6 protein-coding genes and 1 pseudogene are annotated in these 4,131 nt (G+C 70.1%); 3 read left to right on the forward strand and 4 right to left on the reverse strand.

What is annotated here, in order from left to right; genetic code table 11:
* From QZ753_RS00005 to QZ753_RS00015, 3 genes are all read left to right on the forward strand, one after another.
* Nucleotides 1-280, forward strand: a 280-nt coding sequence (locus QZ753_RS00005) for a DUF1684 domain-containing protein (RefSeq protein WP_294640056.1), incomplete at its 5' end; no start/stop codon positions are given.
* A gap of 131 nt (nt 281-411) precedes the next feature.
* Nucleotides 412-702 carry a putative quinol monooxygenase gene (locus QZ753_RS00010; protein WP_294640058.1) on the forward strand — a complete coding sequence of 97 codons (291 nt, stop codon included), beginning with the start codon at nt 412-414 and terminating at the stop codon, nt 700-702.
* 29 nt (nt 703-731) lie between these two features.
* The gene (locus QZ753_RS00015) at nt 732-1,424 is read left to right on the forward strand and encodes an MBL fold metallo-hydrolase (RefSeq protein ID WP_294640059.1); all 693 of its coding nucleotides are present in this window, start codon (nt 732-734) and stop codon (nt 1,422-1,424) included.
* 39 nt (nt 1,425-1,463) lie between these two features.
* On the opposite strand, the gene nhaA is transcribed toward QZ753_RS00015, so the two are convergent.
* From nhaA to QZ753_RS00035, 4 genes and pseudogenes are all read right to left on the reverse strand, one after another.
* Entirely contained in the window at nt 1,464-2,675 is a 1,212-nt protein-coding gene (gene nhaA / locus QZ753_RS00020) for a Na+/H+ antiporter NhaA (RefSeq protein WP_294640061.1), read from the reverse strand.
* A gap of 163 nt (nt 2,676-2,838) precedes the next feature.
* Nucleotides 2,839-3,333 (reverse strand): DUF427 domain-containing protein, encoded by a 495-nt coding sequence (locus QZ753_RS00025; protein WP_294640063.1) that lies wholly within the window; start codon nt 3,331-3,333, stop codon nt 2,839-2,841.
* Nucleotides 3,330-3,692 (reverse strand): thiol-disulfide oxidoreductase DCC family protein, encoded by a 363-nt coding sequence (locus QZ753_RS00030; protein WP_294640065.1) that lies wholly within the window; start codon nt 3,690-3,692, stop codon nt 3,330-3,332. Before QZ753_RS00030 ends, QZ753_RS00025 begins: the two co-directional genes overlap by 4 nt.
* Nucleotides 3,689-4,131 (reverse strand): annotated as a pseudogene (locus tag QZ753_RS00035) (deoxyribodipyrimidine photolyase); the annotation flags it as partial. The gene QZ753_RS00030 and the pseudogene QZ753_RS00035, both read right to left, overlap by 4 nt.

Raw genomic sequence — 4,131 nt, forward strand, 5'->3', positions numbered from 1 at the left:
GCGGGAGGGACAGCGATACGAGCTTCTGGCCACGCACGGCACGCCCGAGCGCCCGCAGTTCGTCTTCCGCGACGCGACGGCGAGGACCGGCGAGACCTATCCCGCCGCGCGCTTCCTGTTCGGCGAGGACGTGACGGACGACACCATCGTCCTCGACTTCAACCACGCCGTCAGCCCGCCCTGCGCCTTCACCGATTTTGCGGTCTGCCCCCTGCCCCCGCCCGGCAACGTCCTGCCGATCCGCATCGAAGCCGGCGAGCACGCGCCGCCGGCCCACTGAACGCATCGGTTCGGTTCGAGCGGTCCGCAGCGATGGGACGTCGGTTCCGTCCTGCGGTCTTGCTCTCTACCCGTCGGCACCTACCCTTGCGTCAGGCCCGCAGTCCTGGAAGCCGGAGGAGACTTTCGACCATGAGCACACTGACCGTCGTCGCCCGCTTGAAGGCGAAATCCGGCAGCGAAGCCGGTCTCGAGCGCGAGTTGCGTGCGCTCGTCGCGCCGACGCGTGCGGAAAAGGGCTGCCTCAACTACGACCTCCACCGCTCGGCCCAGGATCCCGGCCTCTTCGTCTTTCACGAAAACTGGGAGAGCCGGGCGCTCTGGGACGCGCACATGAACTCCGCGCACATACAGGCCTTCTCGCAGAAGCAGGGCGAACTGACCGAGAGCTGGGAGCTTTTCGACGGCGAGAAGATCGCCTGACGTCCGTCCTCGAGCCCGGGAGGAGCCCGATGAAGATCACCTTCTACGCCCATGCGAGCTTCCGGCTGGAAGCGGACGGCCTTGCGGTCGTCACCGATCCCTACACGCCGGCGCCCGGCAACAGCGGCTTCGACCGGATCGACGAGCCGGCCGACATCGTCCTGATGAGCTCGGCGACCGACCGGTTCCATTCCGATCCGAGCCACGTCCTCGGGAACCCGGCGGTGGTCAACACGCTGGAACTGCCGCCGGAAGGGACGGTGGTGAAGGGCCTCGCGGTGCGCTCGTTCCCGGCCTACGAGAGCCTGACCTTCGACTTCCGGAAGGAGTTCAATCGCGATCCCGACGCGAACGCGCTCTACCTGTTCGAACTCGGCGGCATCCGCGTCCTCCACATGGGCGACATCGGAAATCCCGTGGCGGACGAGCATCTCGATGCGCTCGCCGGCAAGGTCGATCTCCTCCTCGCGCTGACGGGCGAGCACGCGACGATCGCGCTCGACGATCTCGACCGCGCGATCGAGCGCATCCGCCCCGGCGCGATCATCCCGATGCACTATTACAGCGCCAAGGGCGTGCTTTCGATCGAGCCGGTAGAGCGTTTCCTCGACCGCTTCCCCGGCGATCGCGTGCACCGCGTGGGAACGACGAGCATGGACCTCACCCGCGACATGCTGCGCCCGGACGCGCCGCCGATCTACGTTCTCGAGCAGTCCCGCTGACGAAAGCGGCCCGCCGCTCCGGCGGCGGGACCGAGCGCGTCAGGCGGCCGCGTCCGCCGGCGGCATTCGGGATCGGGCGAGAGACAGGACGGCGGCGCCGGCGATCCCCGAGGCGACGGACCCCAGAAGCACGCCGAGCTTCACCTCGTCCTGCAGCAGCGGGTCGGTCGGAAAGGCGAGCAGGCCGATAAAGAGGCTCATCGTGAAGCCGATGCCGCACAGGAGCGAGACGCCGTAGACCTGAACCCAGGTCGCCCGCTCCGGCAGGCTCGCCCCGCGCGCCTTCACCGCGAGGGCGACGAGCCCGAAGACGCCGATCTGCTTGCCGAGGAAGAGGCCGGCCGCGACGCCGAGCGGCACCGGATCGAGAAGCGCCGAGGGGCTGAAGCCCGCGAACGAGACGCCCGCATTGGCGAAGCCGAAGATCGGGACGATCGCGAAGGCGACCCATGGCTGGATGGCGTGCTCCAGCTTGAGAAGCGGCGGCTCCTCTTCCTGCAGCCCCGGCGTCTCGACGACGAGCGGGATGGTCAGCGCCAGGATGACGCCGGCGAGCGTCGCGTGGATGCCCGACAGGAAGACGAGCCCCCAGAGCACGGCGCCGAGTGCGAGATACGGCAGAAGACGCGTCACCCCGGCGCGGTTCAGGCCGACGAGAACGCCGACGACGACCGCCGCGCCGCCGAGCGCCGCGACATTCAGATCGGCCGTATAGAAGAAGGCGATGATGAGCACGGCGCCGAGATCGTCGATGATGGCGAGGGCCGTCAGGAACACCTTAAGCGAAAGCGGCACGCGCTTGCCCAGGAGCGACAGAACGCCGAGCGCGAAGGCGATGTCGGTCGCGGCCGGGATCGCCCACCCGCCGATGCTCTGCGGGGACGCGGCGTTGAAGGCGACATAGATGAGGGCGGGCGCGGCCATGCCGCCGAGCGCGGCAAGACCCGGCAGCGCGCGCGCCTGCCACGTCGACAACTGGCCGCCGACGACCTCGCGCTTGATCTCCAGGCCTACGAGCAGGAAGAACACGGCCATCAGCGCGTCGTTGATCCAGTGAAGGACCGAGAGCCCTCCGACATAGACGTGCAGCGCCTCGAAATAGGCGGGAGCGGCGGGCGAGTTCGCGACGATCAGCGCCAGCGCCGCGGCGGCCATCAGGACGAGGCCGCCGGAGGCCTCGCTGCCCATGAAGCGGCGCAGGAGACCGGACGGGCGAGGGCTGCGGCTGTCGGCGACGGGCGGAGAGGACATGGCTCTGCGATCCTTCTTGCGAAAGGTTGATCCAGTTCTCCGTCGGTTTTGGGAAGCCCAGGGCGCACGCAGCACACGCCTCTGAACGACAAGATAGGTCGGTTTGCCGGCCGTAGCCAGCAAAACCGGTGGTTATCGGCCGGAAATCGTCCTCGACACCGTGCTACCAGCCCATCGTGCCCGGACCGCCCTTGAACGGACCAGCGACCTTCGAGGTGATCCAGCCGCCGTAGAAGGGGCCGGGTTGCGGCGTCACCGTCTCGCCGTCGACGAGGCAACGGTCGAGGGGCCGCGCGTAGAAGGCGATGTGGTCGCGCAGGATCTCGAAGGCCGGCGTCGGCGCCGCGTAGCTCCAGCCGACCGCGGCGAGCACCTCGCCGTCGACCACCACGTCCCAGTAGGTCGCGGCGCCCTTCCATTCGCAGATGGACCGACCGGCGCCGCGGCGAAGGATGCCGGGCGCGATGTCCTCGACCGGGATGTAGTAGGTCGGCGGATGACTGGTCTCAAGCGTGCGCACGCTGCGGCGGCTGTCGGCGATGCGGCGGCCCCTGTGCTCGATGACGATGTGGGCGCCGCACCGCTCCGCGATCGCGGGACGCGGGTAGTCCCAGACGCTTTCCTGGCCGTCGCGGGTCGGGTCGGGTGTCGGTCTCATGGTCGCTCCCATCGCAAGGCCAGCCGCTGAAGGCGCGGGCGCGCGCGCAGGAAGCCGCGATACAGCGCCTCCAGAACCGCGAGCGCCGGGCGGCTGCGGAACAGGAGCCCGAGCGGGCGCAGGGTGGGTATGGCGCGCCACATGGCGGCGAACGCCGCGGCGCCGCTGAGGATGCGCCCGTCCTCGCGCGCATGGAAACAGGCGAGAAGCTCGGCCCGGTCGATCGGACAGTCGCCCCCCTCGACGGCCGCCGCGTCCACGAAGCGGATGGCGCCGTGCCGGTCGAGGCGACGCATCAGCGCGATCTCGCGCCGGCACAAGGGGCACGAGCCGTCGTGCCAGACGGTCAGTTCGCTCATGACACCTCGCAGGCGTCGAGGACGTCGGGGATCGCCGAGCGCAGCCGGGAGTAGCCGCGTGTCGCATGCGGCCAGGCCGCCTCGTCCCAGCGCCGCCGGATGCGCACGCACCCCGCCGGCAGCGCGGCGGCGCTCGGCCCGACCGGAGCGTCGGGGGTGACCACCGGCAGTTCCCCGGCCCAGCCATCCTCCAGCGCGACCACCGGGCAGTCGAACCGGGCGGCGGCTCGCTGCAACCCGTCCTCCAGCGCCGCGCGATCGGCCGCTTTCACCGGATCGGTCGCGCCGTTGGCATGTGTCAGGAGCCCCGCCACGCGCCCGACGCGGCCGAGGGGAAGCGTCTCAGGCGTCAGGTCGTCGAGGTGGAGAAGCAGCGCGACCTCGCCCGCAGGGACTACGCCGGCGGGCGGCAGCGGCACCTCGCCGGGCGTGCGGTGCT

Source organism: uncultured Aureimonas sp. (assembly GCF_913775355.1).
Classification (GTDB): Bacteria; Pseudomonadota; Alphaproteobacteria; order Rhizobiales; family Rhizobiaceae; genus Aureimonas.

Excerpts from the sequence above, each read along its gene's own strand:
- QZ753_RS00010 (WP_294640058.1), top strand. The coding sequence starts at position 412 with ATGAGCACACTGACCGTCGTCGCCCGCTTGAAGGCGAAATCCGGCAGC.
- QZ753_RS00015 (WP_294640059.1), top strand. The coding sequence starts at position 732 with ATGAAGATCACCTTCTACGCCCATGCGAGCTTCCGGCTGGAAGCGGAC.
- nhaA (WP_294640061.1), bottom strand. The coding sequence starts at position 2,675 with ATGTCCTCTCCGCCCGTCGCCGACAGCCGCAGCCCTCGCCCGTCCGGT.
- QZ753_RS00025 (WP_294640063.1), bottom strand. The coding sequence starts at position 3,333 with ATGAGACCGACACCCGACCCGACCCGCGACGGCCAGGAAAGCGTCTGG.
- QZ753_RS00030 (WP_294640065.1), bottom strand. The coding sequence starts at position 3,692 with ATGAGCGAACTGACCGTCTGGCACGACGGCTCGTGCCCCTTGTGCCGG.